General features: G+C 62.9%; 16 protein-coding genes. 4 read left to right on the top strand and 12 right to left on the bottom strand.

Annotated features, from left to right (window positions below; genetic code table 11):
* The first annotated feature begins 63 nt into the window (after positions 1-63).
* Both gltB and NKH30_RS06185 read left to right on the top strand, forming a co-directional pair.
* A complete protein-coding gene (gene gltB / locus NKH30_RS06190; RefSeq protein ID WP_352469523.1) occupies positions 64-4,794 on the top strand; it encodes a glutamate synthase large subunit in 4,731 nt (1,576 codons plus the stop codon).
* A gap of 143 nt (positions 4,795-4,937) precedes the next feature.
* The gene (locus NKH30_RS06185) at positions 4,938-6,392 is read left to right on the top strand and encodes a glutamate synthase subunit beta (RefSeq protein WP_352469525.1); all 1,455 of its coding nucleotides are present in this window, start codon (positions 4,938-4,940) and stop codon (positions 6,390-6,392) included.
* Between the two features lie 22 nt (positions 6,393-6,414).
* Here the strand turns inward: NKH30_RS06185 and NKH30_RS06180 are convergent, their stop codons facing one another.
* Together NKH30_RS06180 and NKH30_RS06175 are read right to left on the bottom strand one after the other, a co-directional pair.
* Positions 6,415-7,662: an SGNH/GDSL hydrolase family protein gene (locus tag NKH30_RS06180; RefSeq protein WP_352994571.1), complete on the bottom strand. Its 1,248-nt coding sequence runs from the start codon at positions 7,660-7,662 to the stop codon at positions 6,415-6,417.
* A 26-nt stretch (positions 7,663-7,688) separates the two neighbouring features.
* Positions 7,689-8,915, bottom strand: a complete 1,227-nt coding sequence (locus NKH30_RS06175) for a lytic murein transglycosylase (RefSeq protein WP_352539360.1) — start codon at positions 8,913-8,915, stop codon at positions 7,689-7,691.
* A gap of 207 nt (positions 8,916-9,122) precedes the next feature.
* Here NKH30_RS06175 and galU point away from each other — a divergent pair, with 207 nt between their 5' ends.
* Positions 9,123-10,028, top strand: coding sequence for a UTP--glucose-1-phosphate uridylyltransferase GalU (galU, locus tag NKH30_RS06170; RefSeq protein ID WP_352469528.1), 906 nt, complete (start codon positions 9,123-9,125; stop codon positions 10,026-10,028).
* 132 nt (positions 10,029-10,160) lie between these two features.
* Here the strand turns inward: galU and NKH30_RS06165 are convergent, their stop codons facing one another.
* A complete protein-coding gene (locus NKH30_RS06165; RefSeq protein WP_502904265.1) occupies positions 10,161-11,900 on the bottom strand; it encodes an outer membrane beta-barrel protein in 1,740 nt (579 codons plus the stop codon).
* Between the two features lie 177 nt (positions 11,901-12,077).
* On the opposite strand from NKH30_RS06165, the gene NKH30_RS06160 reads away from it, so the two are divergent.
* Positions 12,078-13,079, top strand: a complete 1,002-nt coding sequence (locus NKH30_RS06160; RefSeq protein WP_352539488.1) for a KpsF/GutQ family sugar-phosphate isomerase — start codon at positions 12,078-12,080, stop codon at positions 13,077-13,079.
* Positions 13,080-13,086: 7 nt separating this feature from the next.
* Here NKH30_RS06160 and NKH30_RS06155 read toward each other — a convergent pair whose 3' ends face one another.
* The 9 genes from NKH30_RS06155 to NKH30_RS06115 form a co-directional block, all read right to left on the bottom strand.
* Entirely contained in the window at positions 13,087-13,551 is a 465-nt protein-coding gene (locus NKH30_RS06155) for an NfeD family protein (protein ID WP_352539358.1), read from the bottom strand.
* Between the two features lie 10 nt (positions 13,552-13,561).
* On the bottom strand, positions 13,562-14,512 hold the full coding sequence (locus NKH30_RS06150; RefSeq protein ID WP_352539357.1) for an SPFH domain-containing protein: 951 nt from the start codon (positions 14,510-14,512) through the stop codon (positions 13,562-13,564).
* Between the two features lie 130 nt (positions 14,513-14,642).
* The gene (hemH, locus tag NKH30_RS06145; RefSeq protein ID WP_352539356.1) at positions 14,643-15,707 is read right to left on the bottom strand and encodes a ferrochelatase; all 1,065 of its coding nucleotides are present in this window, start codon (positions 15,705-15,707) and stop codon (positions 14,643-14,645) included.
* A 150-nt stretch (positions 15,708-15,857) separates the two neighbouring features.
* A complete protein-coding gene (locus NKH30_RS06140) occupies positions 15,858-17,885 on the bottom strand; it encodes a 5'-nucleotidase C-terminal domain-containing protein (protein WP_352539355.1) in 2,028 nt (675 codons plus the stop codon).
* Positions 17,886-18,180: 295 nt separating this feature from the next.
* Positions 18,181-18,555 (bottom strand): outer membrane lipoprotein Omp10, encoded by a 375-nt coding sequence (gene omp10, locus NKH30_RS06135; protein ID WP_023720183.1) that lies wholly within the window; start codon positions 18,553-18,555, stop codon positions 18,181-18,183.
* 187 nt (positions 18,556-18,742) lie between these two features.
* Complete coding sequence (locus NKH30_RS06130; RefSeq protein ID WP_352448220.1) at positions 18,743-20,188, bottom strand: homospermidine synthase; 1,446 nt, start codon at positions 20,186-20,188, stop codon at positions 18,743-18,745.
* Positions 20,189-20,310: 122 nt separating this feature from the next.
* Positions 20,311-21,549 carry a hypothetical protein gene (locus tag NKH30_RS06125; RefSeq protein WP_352539354.1) on the bottom strand — a complete coding sequence of 413 codons (1,239 nt, stop codon included), beginning with the start codon at positions 21,547-21,549 and terminating at the stop codon, positions 20,311-20,313.
* Complete coding sequence (locus NKH30_RS06120; protein WP_352539353.1) at positions 21,533-22,489, bottom strand: heme-dependent oxidative N-demethylase family protein; 957 nt, start codon at positions 22,487-22,489, stop codon at positions 21,533-21,535. The genes NKH30_RS06125 and NKH30_RS06120 overlap by 17 nt, the downstream gene beginning before the upstream one ends.
* Complete coding sequence (locus tag NKH30_RS06115) at positions 22,486-22,773, bottom strand: YciI family protein (protein ID WP_352469536.1); 288 nt, start codon at positions 22,771-22,773, stop codon at positions 22,486-22,488. The genes NKH30_RS06120 and NKH30_RS06115 overlap by 4 nt, the downstream gene beginning before the upstream one ends.
* Positions 22,774-22,790 lie beyond the last annotated feature (17 nt).

The following is a 22,790-nucleotide window of genomic DNA, read 5'->3' as shown; positions in this document are numbered from 1 at the left end:
GGGGAGCCACGCGCTTCCCGACGGAAACCAGCGCCCGAAGGGGACGGAACGGAGGACAGGACGATGACGGACATGACGCCATCTGCGACGAAGGCCGCGCAGACGACAGCGGCAGCCGTCAAAAATCCGTCCCTGACCAATATTCGGCGAACCAGCACCGGCTATGCTGCGCACGGCCTCTATGATCCGCGCAACGAGCATGATGCCTGCGGCGTCGGCTTCATCGTCAACATGAAGGGCGTGAAGTCGCACCAGATCGTCGAGGACGGCCTTGCCGTGCTCGAAAACCTGACGCATCGCGGCGCGGTCGGCGCCGATCCGCTGATGGGTGACGGCGCCGGCGTGCTGGTGCAGCTGCCGGACCGCTTCTTCCGCGAGGAGATGGCCAAGCAAGGGGTCGAACTGCCGAAGCCCGGCCACTACGCCGTCGGCCACGTGTTCATGCCGCGCGACCCGGAGCTGCAGGCGCATATCGAAGGCATCATCGCCGAGGTGGCGCAGCTCGAGGGCCAGCCGCTGCTCGGCTTTCGCGACGTGCCAGTCGACAATTCATCGCTGTCGAAGGCGCCCGACATCGCCGCTTCCGAGCCGGTGCACCGGCAGGTGTTCCTGGGCCGCGGCGCCGAGATCGAGAACGACGACGATTACGAGCGGCGGCTCTACATCCTGCGCAAGGTCATCTCCGGTCGCATCCATGAGGAGACCAAAGGCGTCGATAACGGCTTCTATGTCGTCTCGATGTCGTCGCGGACCATCGTCTACAAGGGCATGTTCCTGGCCTATCAGGTCGGCGCCTACTACAAGGACCTCACCGACCCGCGTTTCGAGACGGCGCTGATCCTTGTCCACCAGCGCTTCTCGACCAACACGTTCCCGTCGTGGAAGCTGGCGCATCCCTACCGCATGGTCGCCCACAATGGCGAGATCAACACGCTGCGCGGCAACGTCAACTGGATGGCGGCGCGGCAGGCTTCGGTCGATTCCGAACTGTTCGGCAACGACATCTCGAAGCTGTGGCCGATCTCCTATGAAGGGCAGTCCGACACCGCCTGCTTCGACAACGCGCTCGAATTCCTGACGCAGGGCGGCTATTCGCTCGCCCACGCCATGATGATGCTGATCCCGGAAGCCTGGGCCGGCAACAAGCTGATGGGTCAGGACCGCAAGGCCTTCTACGAGTATCACGCAGCGCTGATGGAGCCGTGGGACGGGCCAGCGGCGGTTGCCTTCACCGACGGCCGCCAGATCGGTGCCACGCTCGACCGCAACGGGCTGCGGCCGGCGCGCTACATCGTCACCGATGACGACCGCGTCATCATGGCTTCGGAAGCCGGCGTGCTGCCGGTGCCGGAGGAAAGGATCGTCAAGAAGTGGCGGCTGCAGCCCGGCCGCATGCTGCTGATCGACCTGGACAAGGGCCGCATCGTTTCCGACGAGGAGATCAAGTCGGAGATCGCGACCAGGCATCCCTACAAGAGCTGGCTCGCCAACACACAGCTCATCCTCGAGGATCTGAACCCGGTCGAGCCGCGCGCCCTGCGCAGGGATGTCTCACTGCTCGACCGCCAGCAGGCGTTTGGCTACACCCAGGAGGACACCAAGCTGTTGATGTCGCCGATGGCGACCACCGGCCAGGAAGCCGTCGGCTCGATGGGTACCGACACGCCGATTTCGGCAATGTCGGACAGATCGAAGCTGCTCTACACCTATTTTAAGCAGAACTTCGCACAGGTCACCAATCCGCCGATCGACCCGATCCGCGAGGAGCTGGTGATGAGCCTGGTGTCCTTCATCGGGCCGCGGCCCAACATCTTCGATCTTGTCGGCAATTCGCGCCGCAAGCGGCTCGAAGTGCGCCAACCGATCCTGACGAACGGCGATCTGGAGAAGCTGCGCTCCGTCGGCCACACCGAAGACCGTTTCGACACCAAGACGATCGACATCACTTACGGTTCGAATGAAGGCGCGGCCGGCATGCAGGGCGCCATCGACCGGCTGTGCGAGCGCGCCGAGGCGGCGGTCGCCGGCGGCTACAACATCATCATCCTTTCGGACCGTCAGCTCGGGCCGGATCGCATTGCCATTCCGGCGCTGCTGGCAACGGCGGCCGTGCACCATCATTTGATCCGCAAGGGATTGCGCACCTCGGTTGGGCTCGTCGTGGAATCCGGCGAGCCGCGCGAGGTGCATCATTTCTGCTGTCTCGCCGGCTACGGCGCCGAGGCGATCAATCCCTATCTCGCTTTCGACACGCTGCTCGACATGCACAAGCGTGGCGAATTGCCAGCGGAGGTCGATGCCTACGAGGTCGTCTCCCGCTACATCAAGTCGATCGGCAAGGGCATCCTCAAGGTGATGTCCAAGATGGGCATCTCGACCTACCAGTCCTATTGCGGCGCGCAGATCTTCGACGCCATCGGGCTCAAGTCGGATTTCGTGCAGAAGTACTTCACCGGCACGGCGACGCTGATCGAAGGCGTCGGGCTGGACGAGATCGCCGCCGAAACGGTCAGCCGCCACACCGACGGCTTCGGCAACGACCCGGTGCTGCGCAACAGCCTCGAGGTCGGCGGCGAATACATGTTCCGCATGCGCGGCGAGGCCCATATCTGGTCGCCCGACGCAGTGGCGACCTTGCAGCACGCCGTGCGCCAAGGCTCGTGGGAGACGTTCAAGGACTATTCCGCCCAGATCGACAGCGAGACGGCACAGGCGCAGACCATTCGCGGCCTGTTCAAGATCAAGCTTGCGCAAGAGACCGGGCGCAAGAAGGTCAAGCTCGACGAGGTGATGCCGGCGGCCGATATCGTCAAGCGCTTCTCGACCGGGGCGATGTCCTTCGGCTCGATCTCAAGGGAAGCGCACACGACGCTGGCGCGCGCCATGAACGCCATCGGCGGCAAGTCGAACACCGGCGAGGGCGGCGAAGAGGCCGATCGCTATCTGCCACTGCCGGGCGGCGGCAAGAACCCCGAACGCTCGGCGATCAAGCAGGTCGCCTCGGGACGCTTTGGCGTCACGGCGGAGTATCTTGTCAATTCCGACATGATGCAGATCAAGGTCGCGCAAGGGGCGAAGCCAGGCGAGGGCGGCCAGCTGCCGGGTCACAAGGTCGATGCGACCATAGCAAAGGTCAGGCACTCGACGCCGGGCGTCGGCCTGATCTCGCCGCCGCCGCATCACGACATCTATTCGATCGAGGATCTGGCGCAGCTCATCTACGACCTGAAGAACGTCAATCCGGCGGCCGACGTATCGGTCAAGCTGGTCTCGGAAGTCGGCGTCGGCACGGTTGCGGCCGGCGTCGCCAAGGCGCGTGCCGACCACATCACCATATCAGGCTATGACGGCGGCACCGGTGCCTCGCCGCTGACCTCGCTCAAGCATGCCGGCAGCCCGTGGGAGATGGGCCTTGCCGAGACGCACCAGACGCTGGTGCTCAACGGCCTCAGGTCGCGCGTCGCGCTGCAGGTCGATGGCGGCCTGCGCACCGGGCGTGACGTCATTATCGGCGCACTGCTCGGCGCCGACGAGTTCGGCTTTTCGACCGCGCCGTTGATCGCGGCCGGCTGCATCATGATGCGCAAGTGCCATCTCAACACCTGCCCCGTCGGCGTCGCGACACAGGACCCGGTGCTGCGCAAGCGCTTCAAGGGCACGCCCGAGCACGTCATCAACTTCTTCTTCTATGTGGCGGAAGAGGTGCGGGCGCTGCTTGCCGAGATGGGCTACACCCATCTCGACCAGATCATCGGCGACACCGACCTTCTGGAAAAGCGCGAGCTGATCCAGCACTGGAAGGCACGCGGGCTCGACTTCAGCAAGATGTTCTACAAGCCCGATGCGCCGCACGAGGCGGTGCACTGGACCGAGCGGCAGAAGCATCCGATCGACGACGTGCTCGACCGCAAGCTGATCGAACTCGCAAAGCCGGCGCTCGAAGCCAGGCAGCCGGTCAGTATCGAACTGCCGATCCGCAACGTCGACCGTTCGACCGGCGCCATGCTGTCGGGCGAGGTGGCAAAGCGCTTCAAGCACAAGGGCCTGCGCGAGGACACGATCTCGGTCAAGCTCACCGGCACGGCCGGCCAGTCCTTTGGCGCCTTCCTGGCGCGCGGTGTCTCGTTCGAACTGGTGGGCGCCGCCAACGACTATGTCGGCAAGGGCCTGTCGGGTGGCCGCATTGTCATCCGCCCGCCGGAGAACACGAAAATCGTTGCTGCCGAATCCATTATTGTCGGCAATACCGTGCTCTACGGCGCAACCGAGGGCGAGGCCTATTTCTGCGGCGTTGCCGGCGAGCGTTTTGCCGTGCGCAATTCGGGTGTCGCCGCCGTCGTTGAAGGCGTCGGCGACCATGGTTGCGAATACATGACTGGCGGTATCGTCGTCGTCATCGGCCAGACCGGCCGCAACTTCGCCGCCGGCATGTCGGGCGGCGTCGCCTATGTGCTCGACGAGGCGGGTGATTTCGCCGAACGCTGCAACATGGCGATGGTCGAGCTGGAGCCGGTTCCGGAAGAGGACGACCTGATGGAAAAGCTGCTCCACCATGGCGGCGATCTCGACCATAAGGGCCGTGTCGACGTATCCGGCGATATGACCAGCCATGACGAGGAGCGGCTCTACCAGCTGATCTCCAACCACGTCCACTACACCGGCTCGGTACGAGGTCGCGAAATCCTCGACGACTGGGCGACTTTCCGGCCGAAATTCCGGAAGATCATGCCGGTCGAATACCGCCGCGCGCTGATCGAGATGGAGCGGATGCGCATGAACGTGGCGGCGGAATAGATTTGGAAATTGCCGGGAGGCCATGCGTCCCGGCAACCATCTTCATCAACAATCCTGACCTCGGACTGAAGGTTGCCACAGCTGCCTTATGAGGTTAACGGGTGCGTCGCCAGGCGTGCCTTCCGGACAGCAGGGACTGGACTATGGGCAAGGTAACAGGGTTTCTCGAGATCGACCGGCAGGTGCACAAGTACCAGCCGGCTTCCGACCGCATCCGGCATTTCCGCGAGTTCACGCTGCCGATGTCGGACAAGGAGGTCGAGAAACAGGCCGCGCGATGCATGGATTGCGGCATTCCTTATTGCCATGGACCGACCGGCTGCCCGATCCACAACCAGATCCCGGACTGGAACGACCTCGTCTACAATGGCGACTGGGAAAACGCGATCCGCAACCTGCATTCGACCAACAATTTTCCGGAATTTACCGGCCGCATCTGCCCCGCACCTTGCGAGGAAGCCTGCACGCTGAACCTCGAGGATATTCCGGTCGCCATCAAGACCATCGAGCAGGCCATTGCCGACAAAGCCTATGAAACCGGCCATATCCGGCCCTATCCGCCGGAACGGAAGACCGGCAAGCGCGTCGCGATCATCGGCTCGGGGCCGGCAGGCATGGCGGCTGCCCAGCAACTCGGCCGCGCCGGCCATGACGTTCACGTCTATGAGCGCGAGAGCCGGCCGGGCGGGCTGATGCGCTACGGCATCCCCGATTTCAAGATCGAGAAGCATTATATCGACCGGCGCATCGAGCAGATGCAGGGCGAAGGTGTCAGCTTCCATTGCGGCGTCAATGTCGGCGTCGACAAGCCGGTCGCCGAACTGCTCGCCGAATATGACGCCGTGCTCTATTGCGGCGGCTCCGAAACGCCGCGCCCGGCCAACATCCCGGGCGACGATCTCGACGGCGTGCACGACGCCATGCCGTATCTGGTGCAGCAGAACAAGCGTATCGGCGGCGAGCCGATCCAGTCGGTGGCATGGCCGTCGCGCCCGATCGTCGCCGGCGGCCAGCACGTCGTCGTCGTCGGCGGCGGCGACACTGCCTCAGACTGCGTCGGCACCGCCTTCCGCCAGGGCGCGGTACGCGTCACCCAGCTCGACATCCGGCCGCAGCCGCCGGAAAAGGAGGACAAGCTGTCGGTCTGGCCCTACTGGGCGACCAAGATGCGCACGTCATCGTCGCAGGCCGAAGGCGCCGAGCGCGAATTCCAGGTGGCGACGCTTGAATTCATCGGCGAAGACGGCCAGCTGACCGGGGTCAAATGCTGCGAGGTCGACGAAAAGCGCAAGCCGATCGCGGGCACGGAATTCGTCATCCGCGCCGATCTCGCGTTCATCGCCATCGGCTTTGCCGGGCCAGCCGCTCGCGGGCCGATCTCGGAACTCGACGGGCAGATGAAGATCGTCACCGACAGCCGCCGTTCGAAGAATGTCGAGGCCAATGACCGGGACTACAGGACCAGCGTCGAAAGGCTCTATGCGGCGGGCGACGTGCGGCGCGGCCAGTCGCTGGTCGTCTGGGCGATCCGCGAGGGTCGCCAGGCGGCGCGCGCCATCGACGAGGCGCTGATGGGATCGAGCGTGCTGCCGCGCTGAGCCCGTTCCGAAGAGGTTCTGTTTACTGGCGGATCGCCGTCGTCGTATCGGATGCGGCCGCCGTCGCAGGCTGTGTCTTGGGCGGCCAGGAGAAATCGTCGGCGCGGCCCGGTGAGGCGTCGGGCGCCTTGCCCTCGACGATCAGCCTTTCGCCCAGCAAATTCTTGTCAGCTTTTGCCGGCGGGGCGGCGCCGAGAAGTTCCGAGCCGCCGTCCAGCGCCGGATCGCTGAGCAGCATCGGCACGGTGCGATCGACAGCTATCGGTGCCGCGGCAGGTGCCGGCGCCTCGACGGGAGCGCCGGCCGGGGCAGAAGCCGTCACCACGCTTCCTGGCGCGGCCAGCCCCAGGATCTTCATCAGCTGCTTTTCGGTATAGAAGGCGAGCTTGCGCTTGCCGGCCTTCGACATGTTGATGCCGTCGTCGGAGCGCAGGCGCACCGATTGGCCGTTGATGTCCGGTCCGCTGGTGATGAAGGCGCCGTTCTCGTCGACGAACCCGTCCCAGACGTCGACGAATTCGCCGCCGTGGCTTTCGGCGGACGAGCGGAAGATGTCGTTGAAGGCCAGCATGTCGGAGGTCATTTTCGAGACCCGGAAGGCCGGCATGCCGACCCACAGATACGGCACCTTGGTTGCGGCGATGGCCTTGCCGAACGCATCGGTCCGGCGCTCGTATTCCTTGGTCCAGTTTTCGGATCGCGGCTGCTCGCGTACATCGCCGACGCGCATCTGCTGCCGGTCGTTGGATCCGAGCATGACGACGACGGCTGCCGGTTTTTCGGCAGCGATCAGCGACTTGACCTGTTCTGGCCAGTTGTAGACATCGTCACGCACGAAGCCGGACGATCCGTTGGCACGGACGACGATCCTGACGCCAGTGTTTTCGGCAAAGGCGGCGTCGAGCCCCTCAGCCAGCCCAGACGCCATGAAATCGCCGACCACCAGAACGACGCGTGCATCCGGCGCCTTCTCGACTACTGGGGTTGTCGGCTCGGCCGGCGGCGGCCGGCTAACTGACCGGGGCTTTCTCAGCTTGGGCCTGGGCTTTGTTCTCTGGAATTCTCTCTGGAATTCGGGCGGCGGCTGCTCAAACCGCTCGCTTCTGCGCGGAAACAACAGGTCGCGCAGCGACCAGCCACGACTTTCCGGCTCCTGCGCCATGGCCGCGGTATGAAAGGCACTGGCGCCGCCGACCGCCAGAACGGCGATCGCCAGAACGAGGATCGGCACGCGACGAACGATTAACCGGATGCGCGCAGCCGAAACCAATCACCCTCTCCATCCCGCAACCGGCTCTAGTTCTGCCTGAGCCATTTGAGCACTTCCTTGCTCGGATACCCGTCCTGGGTCAAGCCAGCCTTTGCTTGGAAGGCCATGATGGCGGTTTTCGATCCGTCACCGATCTTGCCGTCGAACTTGCCGTCGTAATAGCCGTGCTCGGAAAGTCGCTTCTGAAGCTCCTGCCTTTCCTCGAAGGAGAGCTTGGTAAACGGTCGCTTCCAGTCCTGCACAAGCCCGCCATAGCCGGCAATTTCGTCGGCAAGAAGGCCCACGGCGAGCGCATATTTGTCGGCATTGTTGTAACGCTTGATGACCGAGAAATTCTTGATCATCAGGAAAGCCGGCCCGCCGCTGCCGCCGGGCAGCTTCAACGTCGCTTTGTCCGCACCGTTCTTGAACGGCTTGCCGTTGGCACGGCTGACCCCCAGCGCCTGCCATTGCGACAGCGACTTCGAGCCTCCGGGCAGCTTCTTGCCGTCCGGAAGGCTGACCTCATAACCCCAGGTCTTGCCTGCCTGCCAGCCGTTCTTCCTCAGCAAATTGGCGGCTGTCGCCAGTGCGTCGGGAATCGAATTCCAGATGTCGCGCTTGCCGTTGCCGTCCATATCGACCGCATAGGACTGGTAGCTGGTGGGGATGAACTGGGTATGGCCCATCGCGCCGGCCCATGAGCCGCTGAGATGGCTTTCGTCGATGTCGCCGGTCTGCAGGATCTTCAGCGCCGCGATCAGCTGGGTGCGGGCAAATTTCGCTCGCTTCGGATCGGCATAACCAAGCGTCGCCAGCGAGCGCACGACATTGCGCATGATATCATCGCGCTTGAGGGTTTCGCCGTAGTTCGATTCCATAGACCAGATGGCCAGCAGGATGTAGCGGTCGACGCCGTATCTTGCCTCGATCCTGTCCAGCCAAGGCTTCCATTTCCTTGCCATCTGCTGGCCGACGGCGACCGACTGGTCATGGACGCGGTTGTCGAAATAATCCCAGGCGGGTGCGGTGAATTCGGGTTGAGTACGGGCCTTTTCCAGTACCACCGGGTCAGCATCGTTGATGCCCTTGAATGCCTGGTCGTAGACGGAGCCGGAAACGCCGCTCGCCACGGCGGTAGCACGGAAGCTGGCGACCCATTGGCGGAAGCCGGCATTGGCAAAAGCCGGCCCGCTGGGCATGAGCAAAGCAAGCGAGAGGCTGGCGGCCGTCAGGACGCTGGTGAAGCGCCTTGCGGCGTTGCGAACGGACATCTTTTCCTCCTTCTTCATCTCAGGAAGACTATTCATCGCCGAACCCGGTTAGCATTTGGTTTACCATAGGTGCCGTGCGGGGTGAAAAGATGCGTCAATGCTTTACCAGCTGAGATTTATGACCCGCCGTTCAGTAATCCTCGATTTCGGCATGAAAATGTCTCGAATCGGGATTGCCGAACAGGCATGCAAATGGATAATTGGCACATGAAGAGAGTTCGCAAGGCAGTGTTCCCGGTTGCCGGTCTCGGCACGCGCTTTCTCCCTGCTACCAAGGCCATTCCCAAGGAAATGCTGACGGTCGTCGACAGGCCGGTCATCCAGTATGTGGTCGATGAGGCGCGCGATGCCGGGATCGAGCATTTCATCTTCGTGACCGGCCGCAACAAGGCGGTCATCGAGGATCACTTCGATGTCCAGTTCGAGCTCTACGACACGCTTGCGCAGCGCGGCAAGGACGACCAGCTCGCCCGCCTGCAGCGGCTGCAACCGGCGCCGGGGCAGACCAGCTTCACCCGCCAGCAGGTACCGCTCGGCCTTGGCCACGCCGTCTGGTGCGCGCGCGAGCTCGTCGGCGACGAGCCCTTTGCGCTGCTATTGCCCGACATGATCATGCAGTCGGAAAAAAGCTGCATGAAGGACATGGTCGAGCTTTACGCCGAGACCGGCAACAACATCGTCGCCGTGCAGGAATGCGATCCGGCCGAGGCGCACAAATACGGCATTGTCGGCCGCGGCGAGGACGCGCATCACGGTTTCCGCATCACCGGCATGGTGGAAAAGCCGAAGACCGGCACGGAGCCGTCGAACCTCTACATCAACGGGCGCTATATCCTGCAGCCGGAGATATTCAAGATACTCGAAGGTCAGGAAAAAGGCGCCGGCAACGAGATCCAGCTCACCGATGCAATGCTGAAGCTGCAGAAGCAACAGCCCTTCTACGGCTACCACTACCGCGGGCGGACGTTCGACTGCGGCTCGCCCGAAGGCTTCGTCGAGGCCAACGTTGCCTTCGCACTGTGGCGCAGAGACATGAATGCCAGCATGGCCGGTGTCATTCGCACGCTTCTCGACGAACTCGCGCCGTCAGAACGCCGCGGCATAGCCTTGTAGTTTCAACACCGGTTGCCGCGCTGATCGGCTAAAGCGCGCCGCGTTCGACCGGCCTCATGCGACGCGCTTTAGGTTCTTGTTTTAGGCAAGTCGTTATCGCAAAACCGCTGCACACTTTTGCGCGACATGCATTTAGCGCTGCAACTTCAAGCCGACGAAGATACTGTTGGCCGTGTAGTCGCGCCCAATCAGGTTGCTGGTCAGTTTTTCAGTCCTGGCGCGGGTGGTGAGCCCGGTGTAGCGGTTCAGCCACCACGTCAGCCCAGCCTCGGCGCTCAGCGTCAAATCATGATCGTCGGAGCCGGTATAGTCGCGCCATTCGAGGCCGAGAGCGGCATTTCCGGTCAGGTTGGCGCGGATCTGCCGCTCGCCGGTGAGGCTGCCGGAATAGAGCATGTCGCCGCTTTCGCCCGCATTCGTCGTGTTCTCGGCGGTCGTCTGTGCGGTGAGCCCGATCGTGGTGCCGCGTTCCGGCGACCATTTGAGATCGGCATTGACCGTCGCGCCCGAAATAGCCGGCAGGGCATCGTCGTCGATAGCTTCGCGCAGCCAGCCGACCGAGAACTCGCCGGTAAGCTTCTCGCGGAGATCGAGCTCGACGCCGGCCCGTGCGCCAAGCCTGGTCGAGGAGCGCTGGAAGCCGTTTGGATCGACGCGCAAATCATAAGCGCGCCGGCCGATCTCGATTTCGGTGAACGGGGTGATGGCAGGCGAGATCTCGTAACCGGTACGCAAAATGGCCGTGTAGAGCGTCGAGTCGCGGCCCTTCTGCGACAGCGATCCGCCCGACGAAAGCTTGGCGTCGCCAAAGATGTCGTGCTCGATCGCGCCGGTCAGCGCGAAGCGCATCTTGCCGGCATCCTTCTCGACGGCGAGACTGCCGTTCATGGTCTGGCGCACCGGCTGGCCAACGGCGCCGACGACCGCGTCCGGCGCCGAGGCCGATTCGGGCACGGCCTCATAGCCCAGCTTGGCGATGGCGCGCAGATCATTGTCGAGATCGATGTTGAGTGTGCCGTCGACGCGGCCTTGCGCCTCGTGAATGTCATAGCCGGACAAGGTTTCGCGGAAGATGCCATAGCCCTCAACCGTCGCCGAATTCTCCCGCCAGTCGGAGACGGCGTTGAAGCGCAGAGTCGTTTCCGACAGCAAGGCCGGCTTGCCGAGGCTGCTCGAATCGGCGTTTGTCGAAGACGTCAGGCCTTGCTCGAGCGTCGGCCGGATTACGAAAGAGCCGAGCTTGATGCCGGTGGCGGCGAACGGGTCGTCCTCGTTCTTTTTGTTCTGGCCGTCGATGGCTTCGGTGCGCTCGGCGCCGGGGTCGAGCCTGAGCCTCTCGGCGGAATCGATGGTGACGGCACGGCGGTTGACCGTATCCTGCTCGTCTATAGCGGCGGTATCGGTGTCATCGGTCGCCGCCGCGGCTGCAGTCGCGGCTCTCATGCGCTTCTGGCTGTCAGCGGTCTCGTCTTCGGCGTTGGCCGCATTGGCGGCGCGTGGCGTCGCGCTTGGCCGCCGTCGGGGTGGCGGAGCAGGGTTGTCGGGAAATGGGTCGCCGCTGGCCGCTGGTTGATCGAAAGTGCCGCCGGTTGTGGCCGCCTCGCCCGTGCCGTCGTCAGGCAACGCCCCTTGGCTGGCCGGGCGATAGGTAGGCAGCGGCGTATTGTCGTTGGCGGTTGCAGCAGCCTGCGCGGCTTGGGTTCCGGCTATGCTCGATTGCCTGATCTTGTACTGCTGTTCGTCCAGGATTGTCGATTCCGAAACCTCGCCGCGCAGCTCGGTTTCCTGGGCGCAAAGCAGTGCCGGCCGCGACAACGCAAAGACACTGGTTGCCAGCAGCAAAGCGCAGACCGCCTTGCCCTTTCGTCCCATTTTGTTTTGAGGCTGAAACCCGGACATCGGCACCACTGCTTGCGCGGCGCACGCGCGCCATACTTACGAAACCGTAAATGGGGATGGTTAACGGAGCGTTGAGGCATGGCCCGTCAGGAGGTTCGGGACGGCAATTCCGTTGGACAGGCGCGCGCCGAAGCGCTAATCGCATCGTCCATGGACGTGAAATCCCCAGACAGGAAGCGGCATGACGGGCAGGCCGCGATTGCCTCGGCGCTGAGAACCGTGGCGACGGAGCAGGCCGGCGTCGCGGCACTGGCAGACGCTCTCGAAAACGGGCTGGCCGAGCCGTTCGCACGAGCCGTCGGCATGGTGTCGCAGATCGATGGCCGCGTCATCGTCACCGGGGTCGGCAAAAGCGGCCATATCGGCTCGAAGATCGCCGCAACGCTCGCCTCGACCGGCACGCCGGCCTTCTTCGTCCACCCTGCCGAAGCCAATCACGGCGACCTTGGCATGATCGCCAGAAACGACGCCATAATCGCGCTTTCGTGGTCGGGCGAAAGCCTTGAGCTCAAGGGCATCATCGCCTATTCGAGGCGCTTCTCGATCCCGCTGGTCGCGGTCACCGCGGGTGAAAAATCGGCTCTGGCGCGCGCGGCCGACGTTGTGCTTCTGCTGCCGCGAGCACCGGAAGCCTGCCCGCACGGGCTTGCGCCGACGACCTCGACACTATTGCAAATGGTGATGGGCGATGCGCTGGCCATCGCGCTCCTCGAGGCACGCGGCTTCACCCCGGACCATTTCCGCACGTTCCATCCCGGCGGCCAGCTCGGAGCCAACCTGACGCAGATCCGCGAGATCATGCATGTCGGCGACAGGCTGCCGCTGGTGTCGTCAGGTACCGGCATGCGCGAGGCAATCCTCGAATTGTCGCGCAAGGGGTTTGGCTGCGTGGCCGTGACTGCCGCGGACGGCAAGCTGATCGGCATCATCACCGATGGCGACATCAGGCGCCATATCGGCAGCGATCTCCTGGCAATGAGCGTCGATCAGGTGATGACCAGAGAGCCGAAAATGGCTTCGCCCGACACGCTTGTTGCGACGGCGCTGCAGACAATCAACGACTCGGCTATCACCAGCCTGATGGTGGTCGAAGGCAGGCGGCCGATCGGGCTCGTCCATCTACACGACCTGCTGCGCATCGGTGCTGCCTAGCGGGTTCCTAGACCGCCTCGACCGTCAGTTCCAGGTCGGTATCAGCGGCGCCCGTCACGCGCACTTGCGTGCCGGCCGGCAGGTCAGGGCCGGAGACGCGCCACAACGTGTCGCCCAGCTTTATGCGGCCGCGCCCGTCCTTGATCGGCTCGGCAAGGGTCGCCGTCCGGCCGACCATCTGTGCGCCGCGACGGTTGAGCAGGGGCTGGTCGGTTTCATCATGGCGCCCGCCCACCAGCCGCTTTCCGACATAGGCCGAGACCAGCGACAGCGCGAGGAAGGCGAGGACCTGGATCTGCCAGGTCCAGAAACCGGCATCCCAGACGAGCAGTGAGACGACGCCGATCAACAGCGCGGCAATGCCGATCCACAGCATGAAAATGCCCGGCGCGATGACCTCCATTACCAGCAGGACGAAGCCGAGGACCATCCAGCTCCACGGGCCGAGTTCGGAAACAATGCGGCCGAGCATGGCTGTGGCCTCAGGTTTCGCTCGGACGAACGACCGGCGGGCGGGCGGCCTGTCGTGCGGCACCGGCGGTGCCTTCGCTTCGGAAAACTTCCTTGGCGATTTCGCCAATACCGCCGAGCGTGCCGATCAGCGATGAGGCCTCCATCGGCATCAGCACGAGCTTGCTGTTTGTCGCCGAGCCGATCCTGGTCAGCGCTTCGGTGTATTTCAGCGCGACGAAGTAGTTGAGCGCCTGCACGTCGCCTTTGGAAATCGCCTCCGACACCACCTGCGTGGCGCGTGCTTCAGCCTCGGCCGAGCGCTCGCGCGCCTCGGCATCGCGGAAGGCGGCTTCCTTGCGGCCTTCGGCCTCCAGGATCTGCGATTGCTTGAGGCCTTCGGCGGCGAGGATCTGCGCGCGCTTATTGCGCTCGGCCATCATCTGTCGGCCCATCGATTCGACGAGATTGGCCGGCGGGTTGATGTCCTTGATCTCGACACGAGTGATCTTGATGCCCCAGGGATGCGCCGCCTCGTCAACGACGCGCAGCAGGCGCTCGTTGATGGCGTCGCGGTTCGACAAAAGTTCGTCGAGGTCCATCGAGCCCATCACGGTGCGGATGTTGGTCATCGTGAGATTGAGAATCGCATTCTGCAGGCCGGAGACCTGGTAGGCGGCCTGCGCCGCGTTAAGCACCTGATAGAAGGCGATGCCATCGACGGCAACGGTGGCATTGTCGCGGGTGATGATCTCCTGCGTCGGTACGTCGAGCACCTGCTCCATCATGTTCATCTTGGCGCCGACACGGTCGACGAAAGGCACGATCAGGTTGAGGCCTGGGTTCAATGTCTTGGTGTAACGGCCAAAACGTTCGACGGTATAATTATAGCCTTGCGGAATTGTTCGGATGCCCTTGATAAGCACCAGCACGACAAGGGCGACAAGAACTAGAAGCGCGATATCAAAACCACTGAAACCCATTTGGCTCTCCCCTCAAAGGCCGGCTATGTTGGATATTCCACGCGACCGATTCCACCAAACACTTAAGTGTGTTTCAGCAATGTTACAATCAGGTGATCACGGATTGCGGGTGCATAGACGGGTGATCTGTTCAGGCCCAGCCGGACAGCTCGCGCCGCACCATCGCCTCGATCACCGCCATGCCCTCGGCACTGTCGTTGAGGCAAGGGATATGTGCGAACTTTTCGCCGCCGGCATGATAGAAGGTCTCGGACGCTTCCCTGCCGATCTCGTCCAGCGTCTCGATGCAGTCGACGGAAAATCCTGGATTGACGACGGCGACCGATTTCACGCCTTCGCGCCCTAGTCTTTCGACCGTCTTGTCGGTGTAGGGTTGCAGCCACTCCTGCGCGCCGAAGCGCGACTGGAAGGTGGTAATCAGCTTGTTTTCATCCCAGCCGAGCTTTTCGCGCAGCAGTCGGGTCGTCTCGAGGCAATGGGCCTGGTAGGGGTCGCCCTTGTCGGAATAGGGTTTCGGAATGCCGTGATAGGAAGCAATGACAATTTCCGGTTCGAATCCGAGGCTCGCCAGATGCTTTTCGATCGAACGGGCGAGCGCCTCGATATAGGCCGGCTCGTTGTAATAGGGTGGCACGCTGCGAATGGCCGGAGCGCGGCGCATCTTCATCAGCGCGCGAAACAGCTGGTCGTTGGCAGTCGCAGTCGTCGTCGCCGAATATTGCGGATAGAGCGGGAAAGACAGGATGCGGTCGCAGCCTTGCTCGACCAGTCTCTCGGCCACGCTCTCGGTCGAAGGGTTGCCGTAGCGCATCGCCCAGTCGACGACGACATTGGGTAGCTCGCCGAGCGCGAGCCCGAGCTTCTCGGCCTGGGCGCGGGTGTAGGTTCGCAGCGGCGACTCGTTGCGCTCCCAGTTCCATATCCTGGCATAGTTGGCCCCTGATTTCTTCGGCCGGGTGGTGAGGACCACGCCGTAGAGGATCGGATACCAGATCGCCTTGTTGAGCTCGATGACGCGCGGATCGGACAGGAACTCCCGGAGGTAGCGCCACATCGGCTTGAAGCCGGTGCCGTCCGGGGTGCCGAGATTGATCAGCATGACACCGACCTTGCCGGTCCTGACCAGAGGGCGCCCTGCCGACGGCGAGGCGGCAGTCTTCTCGGCTTTGATTTCAGCAGGGTTGGCAAGCGTCATGAGGTTCTCCAACACCGCGAACCAACGGTGCCGCGGCGAAAGTAGCGATGCCGCGCCGGTTTTCAAATGCTGCGTCTGGCCGCACCTTATCCCAGAAATGCAACACCCGCCCGGTCTGCCGGGCGGGTGCATTGCGTTCCTGCGGCCGGATTACTTCGAGGCCGCCGGGATCGTCAAGGTTGCGCCGACCGGAAGGCGGCGTGGCTCGTAGGCTTTGTTGGCATCGGAGATTATTTTCCATTTGGTGCCGTCGCCATAAGCCTTCACCGCGAGATCCCAATAGGTATCGCCGGCGACGATTACATGGCTGCTTTCGGCCGGTGCCGGCTCGGCCGGAGCAGGGGTCGCCGGAGCCGGTGTGGCCGGAGCCGCAGGTGCCGCCGGCTGGGCCGGCTCGGCGGGTGCGGGTGCCGGCGCTGTTTCAGCCGGGACGGCCGGCGGCGTCTTGGAAATGTCGCCGGAGCCGGCCGGCATTTCGGGCATTGCCGGCTCAACGGGCTTTGCCGGCGCAGCCTCAGCAGGTTTTGGCGGTTCGGCAGGGTTGGCAGGTTCTGCGGCCGGGGCCACGGTCGCGGCGATCTCGGTGATGCGGCCGTCGAGCTTCGGCGTATAGGGCCGGTGCGCGCCTAGGTAGTCGGCGACGACCTGTTCCAGCCCCGGGCCGTAATCATAGGCGTTCTTGGCCTTCTCGGCGAACACCTTGTAGCCGTCGCCGCCCTGGCGGACATAGTTGTTGGTGGCGACCAGGTAATCCTTGTCCGGCTTAATTGGCGTCCAGGCGCCGCCTTCCATGACCTCGACCGATTTGACGCGTCCGTTAGGCGGCGCCGATTTGTCGAACGCATATTTCAGGCCGGCAACCTGCGGGAAGCGCCCGGCGCCGTCCTCGACCTGGCTGAGGCCGCTTTCGAGGCCGGCAAGCAAATCCTTGCCGGAGATCTGGAAGGTCGCCAGCGTGTTCTGAAACGGCAGGACGGTGAGAACCTCGCCCATGGTGACGGTGCCCTGGTCGATGGAGGCGCGCAAGCCGCCGCCATTCGAGATGACGATCTCGACACCTTGGCCCTTGACCCGGTCGAGGACGGCGTCGGAGACCAGATTGCCCATCTCGCATTCGCGGGCGCGGCAGTTTTCGCGACTGCCGTCGATCGCCTTGGTGGTCTCGGCGACTTCCTTGTTCTTCAAGGCCTCGATCGGCGCGCCGAGTTCCTTGATGCGGGCAAGCACGGCGGGGTCGGGCGTGATCGATTTGTCGAGATGGATGGGATCGCCGCTGGCCTCCTTGACGACGCCGTTGTCGTCGAACACGACCTTGAACTCGCCGAGATATTTCGAATAGGACGCCGCCTGGACGACCGGCACTTTGTAGCCGTCCGGATTGTCGACCATCGTCGGATAAGGGCCTTCCGCCTTGGGGTCGGTGTTGGACAGCAGCGAATGGCTGTGGCCGCCGACCACCACGTCGACGCCCGGGATCTTGGCGATCACGTCGCGCTCGCGCTTGTAGCCGATATGGGTCACCGCGATGATCTTGTTGACGCCCTCTCGCTTCAGTTTCTCGACCTCAGCGGTGATCGACTTGACGTCGTCTTCGATGGCAATATTCGGGCCAGGGGTGGCAAGCTCCGGCGTGTCGTTGGTGACCGCGCCGACGATCCCGATCTTCTGGCCGCCGACCTCGACCACGATCGACGGCTTGACGCGGTCGCCGAGCTTGGATTGCGCATTGGCCTTCACATTGGCGCCGAGCACCGGAAACTGGATCATGTCGAGAAACGGCGCCAGCGCCGACTCGCCATCGTCGAACTCATGGTTGCCGAGAGCCTCGGCATCGAATTTCATCTGGTTGAGGAATTCGCCTTCGGTCTTGCCTTTGTAGGTCGTGTAGAAGAGCGAGCCCTGGAAATTGTCGCCGGCGCTGAGCAGCAGCACGTTCTGGCCTTCCAGCTTCTTGCGCTCCTGCGCGATCGCGGTGACCAGGCGGGCGGCGCCGCCGACGCATTCGCCCTTGGTCTCCTCCTCGGCCGAGCAGGTCGATTCGTACTTGTTGTTGCTCTCGATGCGGCTGTGCCAGTCGTTGATGTGCAGGATGTTGAGCGTGTAGTCGGCAAAGGATACCCCTGCCGACAGGCCAAGCGCCGATGCCGACAGCGCGGCGATGGCAGCAATCTTCTTCATTCTCGTCTCCCGGATAACTTGAGTACAGCGCCGCGCGTCATTTGGGACGCGCAAAGGACGCTGTACCAATTTTTATTTTGCGCATGATCCTTTCCGAAAATCGACTCCGATTTTCGGGGTCATGCGCAGAGGCGTTTAACGCTCTTGTTTGACTGGGATGTAACAGCCCTCTTGGGCTATGTTCACATCGCGTTTCAGTCGATGCAAGCGGAAATCGGCATCAGCTTTGCCGGCGTAAAAAGAAGACGGCGGCTTGAAGCCGCCGTCTTTTGCAAAGTCAATTCGGAATCGGATTTCAGGTGCGCCTGGTCAGCACAAAATTCTGCCCGCTCGCGCTGGTGCAATTGAGCTGGCTGGTGGAGACCATCAGGCAGTTGAAGCTGATTGGCGTCTGGCGGATCAGCGAAGTGCCATGAATCTCGACTGAGGTGCCGCCGGTCATGGTGTAGCTGCCATCGGCAAGCTTCTGGCCGGTGTCGGTTGCGACGGTCGCGAAGCTGCCGCCCTTGAAGGTGGACAAGCCCGTGCCCTGCGCGTCGATCCAGGAGCCTTCAACCCCCTTGGCCGTGATCACCGGCGGCTCGCCTGGGCCGGTTGTCGTGCAGGCCGCCAACGCGACCGTAGCGGCCGCGGCAATGCCAGCCGAAAGCAGTCTTTGCGCAATCGTCATCTTCAAGATCCTCTCCTCTCGCATCGGCCCGAAAATCGATCCGATTTTCGGAAAGCACGATGCGCACATTCAAAGTGCTAGAGCGTACTTTGTGCGTCCAAATGGACGCACGTGGCTCTAGGCCGCCCCTCTTCAATCGCCCGATTTCCGGGCGATTGCAAGCTGGCCGAGTGTCGAGGCAACGCTGCTATCGAACGAGGATGTTGCGGAATTGCCACGGGTCTTTGGTATCGAGATCCTCGGGAAACAGACCAGGCCGATTGTCGAGCGGTGTCCAGTCGGTATAATAGCTCCTGACCGGCCCGAGATAGGGGCCCTGCACGTCGAGGCAGCGCTTGTAATCCATCTCGTCGGCCTCGACGATGCCGGCCTCGGGATTTTCCAGCGCCCAGACCATGCCGGCCAGCACCGCCGACGTGACCTGCATGCCGGTGGCGTTCTGATAGGGCGCCAGCTTGCGCGCCTCGGCCAGCGACAGCTGCGAGCCGTACCAGTAGGCGTTCTTGGCGTGGCCGTAGAGCAGCACGCCGAGTTCGTCGACGCCATCGACCAGTTCATTTTCGTCGAGCACGTGATGCACGGGCTGAGCCTTGCCGGCGACACCGAACATCTCGTGCAGCGACAGCACTGCGTCGTTGCAGGGATGATAGGCGTAATGGCAGGTCGGCCGGTATTGCACCTTGCCCTTCTTGCCGCGCAGCGTGAAAAAATCGGCAATCGAGATCGCTTCGTTGTGTGTCACCAGGAAACCGTATTGCGGGCCGGGCGTCGGACACCACGTGCGCACGCGTGTATTGGCGCCGGGCTGCTCCAGATAGATCGCGGCCTTCGAACCGTTCTTGTGGCTTTTGGCGTTCTTCGGCATCCACGCCTCATGCGTGCCCCAGCCGAGCTCGGCCGGCTGCAGCCCTTCCGAAATGAAGCCTTCGACCGACCAGGTGTTCCAGAACACGTTCATCGGCTTGGGCTTCTTGGTGCGCTGGGTGTCGCGCTCGGCGATATGGATGCCCTTGACGCCGGCCTTCTTCATCAGCCTGGCCCAGCCTTCGCGATCGTGCTGCGCGGGTTCCGAGAAGTCGAGGCCAAGATCTGTGGCGAGATTGACCAGTGCCTGCTTGACGAACCACGAGACCATGCCCGGATTGGCGCCGCAGCACGAGATCGCCGTGGTGCCGCCCGGGTTCTTCGCGATTTCAGTACGTACGGTCTCGCGCAGCGCATAGTTGGTGCGTGAGGCGTTGTCGGCCTTCTCGTCGAAATAAAAGCCGAGCCAGGGTTCGACCACCGTGTCGATATAGAGGACGCCAAGCTTGCGGCAGAGCTTCATCAGCTCAAGCGAGGAAGTGTCGACCGACAGGTTGACGCAAAAGCCCTGGCCGCCGCCATTGGTCAAAAGTGGTGTCAGCAGCTTCTTGTAGTTCTTTTTGGTCACCGCATCCTGCATGAAAGTGATGCCGCGCTCGTCGAGCAATTTGCGGTCGGTGTCGCGCGGGTCGATGACCGTCATGCGCGACTTGTCGAATTTGAAATGGCGCTCGATCAGCGGCAGCGTTCCCCGTCCGATCGAGCCGAAGCCGATCATCACTACAGGGCCGGTGATCTCACCGTAAACGGGCCAGTTTTCATTCGCCATTTATCGATTACTCCCTCAAAAAACGCTTCGGAACAGCGGCTTGGCCGCGGCGCGACAAACCATAGATCATTGTCACAATAAAGCGAAAAGCGGACGGCCGGCCTCACGCCGCGCCATCCCGGCTACGGCTCGACTAGTCTCGCGAATGCAGGCTTGAAGAGGTCACGTGCCTCGGAGACCGGCAGTTCCAGCAGATCGTCGGCGCAGGCCTGGATGGCATGCGGCAGGGTCTGGAGCCCGAAAACCAGAACCTGCTTGTCGCCCTCACGCCAGAGGCTGACCGCTAGATATTCGCCGATGAGATCGTCCATGCCGCATTCGGCTTCGTGATCGATATCGGTCTGATCGATCGGTTTCTTGCGCCGCTGCTTGACGAAGGAGGCCAGGGAAGGACCGGGCTTGCCATCCACCGTATCCGAGAAAATGTCCTGAAGGCCAAGCAGGACGCCGCGCCGCACATCCATGATGTAGGCGTCCGAATAGTTGGTCGGATGCGCTCCGCCGCAGAAGATGCTGCCGGACTCCCGCCAGCTCATCAGCCGCGGAGTCAGCGACGTCACTTCGAATGTGCTGTCCTCATAGCCGCCGAGCGTGCCGCCGTTCATACCGTCAATTGGCCCGCCGTCGTTGAAACCGGCATATTGCGCCGCCACGCAGCCCAGTGCGCCGATGTTTGCGCGCCAGTGCCTCTCTTGCAGCAGAGCATTCGCGGCCTCGATCGGAACGTCGCCGGACAGTTCGACAATGCGCGGCGTGGCAAACCTGGTGCGGGGGTCGACGACATAGCGGTAGGTTGCGTCCGGCCAACCAGTCGTCTTGCCGTTATCGAGCTGAGTGTCCATCCGCAGATAGTCATAAGGGGACGTTTCCATAGTGAGCGGCGTGTCATTGGCGAAGAACTTCATGAAGCTGAAATCGTAGAGATCGAGCGGGGTGCCGGGCTCGTTCCCGGTCACTTGCCGACTTGCGACCCGTTCCAATCTGAGCGGCAGCGCCTTCTTTCCGTTCCAGCTGCCTTCAAGGGTCTTGCCGTTACTGGATGAGGCCAGGCGCCACACAGCGGCAATCGGCGCGGCCTTTCCGTCATCGCAATTGTCGGCGCCGCATGCCTCCTCCTCGGCCAGTTCGAACTTGCTGCCCCTTTGAGACCGGGCCTGCAGCGGGATGTCAACGCCCTTCGAGCGGTAGAAATAGCGGCCGGCCAGCGGGCCGCCGGGCGCCGCGGGGTCGCCGGTGAATTCGACGACGATATCGGCCTTTCCAAGCTTGCCGGCATAAGTCACCGGCTCCGCCTCGGCTGCTGTCGACAGCACCAGGATCGCGGCCATGAACGTGACCGGCCTGCTAAGATGCTGGATCATTGTTCCCCCCAGCGATCATTTTCAGTGTTTCCACCAGCCGGTCACGGTCGGCGGTCATCCCCTTGTAGTCGAGTTGTGCCTCGTCCAGCGCCAGAAGTTGTTCGGCCAAGGACGCCGCGAGCGCCGCGCGGTCGGGGTGGCGTTCCAGCACGGCGAGCGGGTCGAGATGGATGCGGATGGTGAAGAGTACGTCGCCCGAAACGGGGAGCTTTCTCAGCGTCTGCCGCTCGACGCGGATAAAGGCATGGGCGTCGATGTCGCCATCCGGGAATCTCGACGGGCGATTGCTGGCGCGGTCGACGCGTTCGAGGTTGGAGAGCGGGTGGTAGAGTGCGTCGCCCGCCTGGATCGACCAGTTGTAGCGCTCGACGGCTTGGCCCTGGAGGCCGTCGAACATGCGGTTGATGAGATCGGCCGGGCGTGTGCCCGGGCCGAAACCCGGTACCGGCGCGTGGATCTGCTGCAGCGGCTTGCCGAATTTTTCGATCAGCGACCATGACGACGGGAAGCAGAGCGAGCCGGCCGCCAGACGCCAGCCGCTCTCGTCGCGACGCATCAGGATCAAATCCTCCTGGACGAGCAACGAGGCCGCGACAAGCGGCGCATCGCTGAAAGAAGCTGAGGTGCCTGAGCCCTCGAGATTGTCGATGCCGCCGATCACCTCGATCGCATTGTCGGTACGCCTGTGGGTCTCAGGAAAGTTCGCCGCCAGATGCGCACCGAGCAGATCGAGCACTTCGCGCTGAGCGTCGCGCGTTGTTTGCTCCTCGACAAAAACCTTGCCGGGAATTTCCGCATAAAGCCGGCGTTTCTCGGCAAGATAGGGCAGCAGATATTCGTCGACCTCGATCCAGCTATCGAGATTGAGCGGCTTCAGCCCGATGGTGAACAGTTTCGACGAGCCGTCATAGGGTGTGTGGGTCGGCGGGCGGAAGCTCATGCCTCTTTGTAGGCTTCCAGTGCGGCGGCGGCCATTCTCGCCGTGAATTCGGTGATTTCGTAATCGGCGGCACCTGCCTTGGCGAAGGGATCGTCCGCCAGTCTGGCTTCGAGCACTTCGCGTGGACCACGCGCGATGATGATGCCGCCGGTCCTTGGCCGCTTTGGCCCGGAGGCGACAAAGATACCTTGCGCATAGCAGGCCTTCAGCCACTCGACATGCGCTTGCTGCAGGCGGTCGATCTCGGTCAGCGGCACCTTGTAGTTCAGCGAAACCACGAACATTGTTGTCTCCAGATGCT

The sequence above is a fragment of the Mesorhizobium sp. M1273 genome, assembly GCF_040318195.1.
Classification (GTDB): Bacteria; Pseudomonadota; Alphaproteobacteria; order Rhizobiales; family Rhizobiaceae; genus Mesorhizobium.
The sequence above is the reverse complement of the archived record's forward strand: the minus strand, read 5'-3'. Positions and strand labels throughout refer to the sequence as shown.

Excerpts from the sequence above, each read along its gene's own strand:
- gltB (WP_352469523.1), top strand. The coding sequence starts at position 64 with ATGACGGACATGACGCCATCTGCGACGAAGGCCGCGCAGACGACAGCG.
- NKH30_RS06185 (WP_352469525.1), top strand. The coding sequence starts at position 4,938 with ATGGGCAAGGTAACAGGGTTTCTCGAGATCGACCGGCAGGTGCACAAG.
- NKH30_RS06175 (WP_352539360.1), bottom strand. The coding sequence starts at position 8,915 with ATGTCCGTTCGCAACGCCGCAAGGCGCTTCACCAGCGTCCTGACGGCC.
- galU (WP_352469528.1), top strand. The coding sequence starts at position 9,123 with ATGAAGAGAGTTCGCAAGGCAGTGTTCCCGGTTGCCGGTCTCGGCACG.
- NKH30_RS06165 (WP_502904265.1), bottom strand. The coding sequence starts at position 11,900 with ATGGGACGAAAGGGCAAGGCGGTCTGCGCTTTGCTGCTGGCAACCAGT.
- NKH30_RS06160 (WP_352539488.1), top strand. The coding sequence starts at position 12,078 with ATGGACGTGAAATCCCCAGACAGGAAGCGGCATGACGGGCAGGCCGCG.
- NKH30_RS06155 (WP_352539358.1), bottom strand. The coding sequence starts at position 13,551 with ATGCTCGGCCGCATTGTTTCCGAACTCGGCCCGTGGAGCTGGATGGTC.
- NKH30_RS06150 (WP_352539357.1), bottom strand. The coding sequence starts at position 14,512 with ATGGGTTTCAGTGGTTTTGATATCGCGCTTCTAGTTCTTGTCGCCCTT.
- hemH (WP_352539356.1), bottom strand. The coding sequence starts at position 15,707 with ATGACGCTTGCCAACCCTGCTGAAATCAAAGCCGAGAAGACTGCCGCC.
- NKH30_RS06140 (WP_352539355.1), bottom strand. The coding sequence starts at position 17,885 with ATGAAGAAGATTGCTGCCATCGCCGCGCTGTCGGCATCGGCGCTTGGC.
- omp10 (WP_023720183.1), bottom strand. The coding sequence starts at position 18,555 with ATGACGATTGCGCAAAGACTGCTTTCGGCTGGCATTGCCGCGGCCGCT.
- NKH30_RS06130 (WP_352448220.1), bottom strand. The coding sequence starts at position 20,188 with ATGGCGAATGAAAACTGGCCCGTTTACGGTGAGATCACCGGCCCTGTA.
- NKH30_RS06125 (WP_352539354.1), bottom strand. The coding sequence starts at position 21,549 with ATGATCCAGCATCTTAGCAGGCCGGTCACGTTCATGGCCGCGATCCTG.
- NKH30_RS06120 (WP_352539353.1), bottom strand. The coding sequence starts at position 22,489 with ATGAGCTTCCGCCCGCCGACCCACACACCCTATGACGGCTCGTCGAAA.
- NKH30_RS06115 (WP_352469536.1), bottom strand. The coding sequence starts at position 22,773 with ATGTTCGTGGTTTCGCTGAACTACAAGGTGCCGCTGACCGAGATCGAC.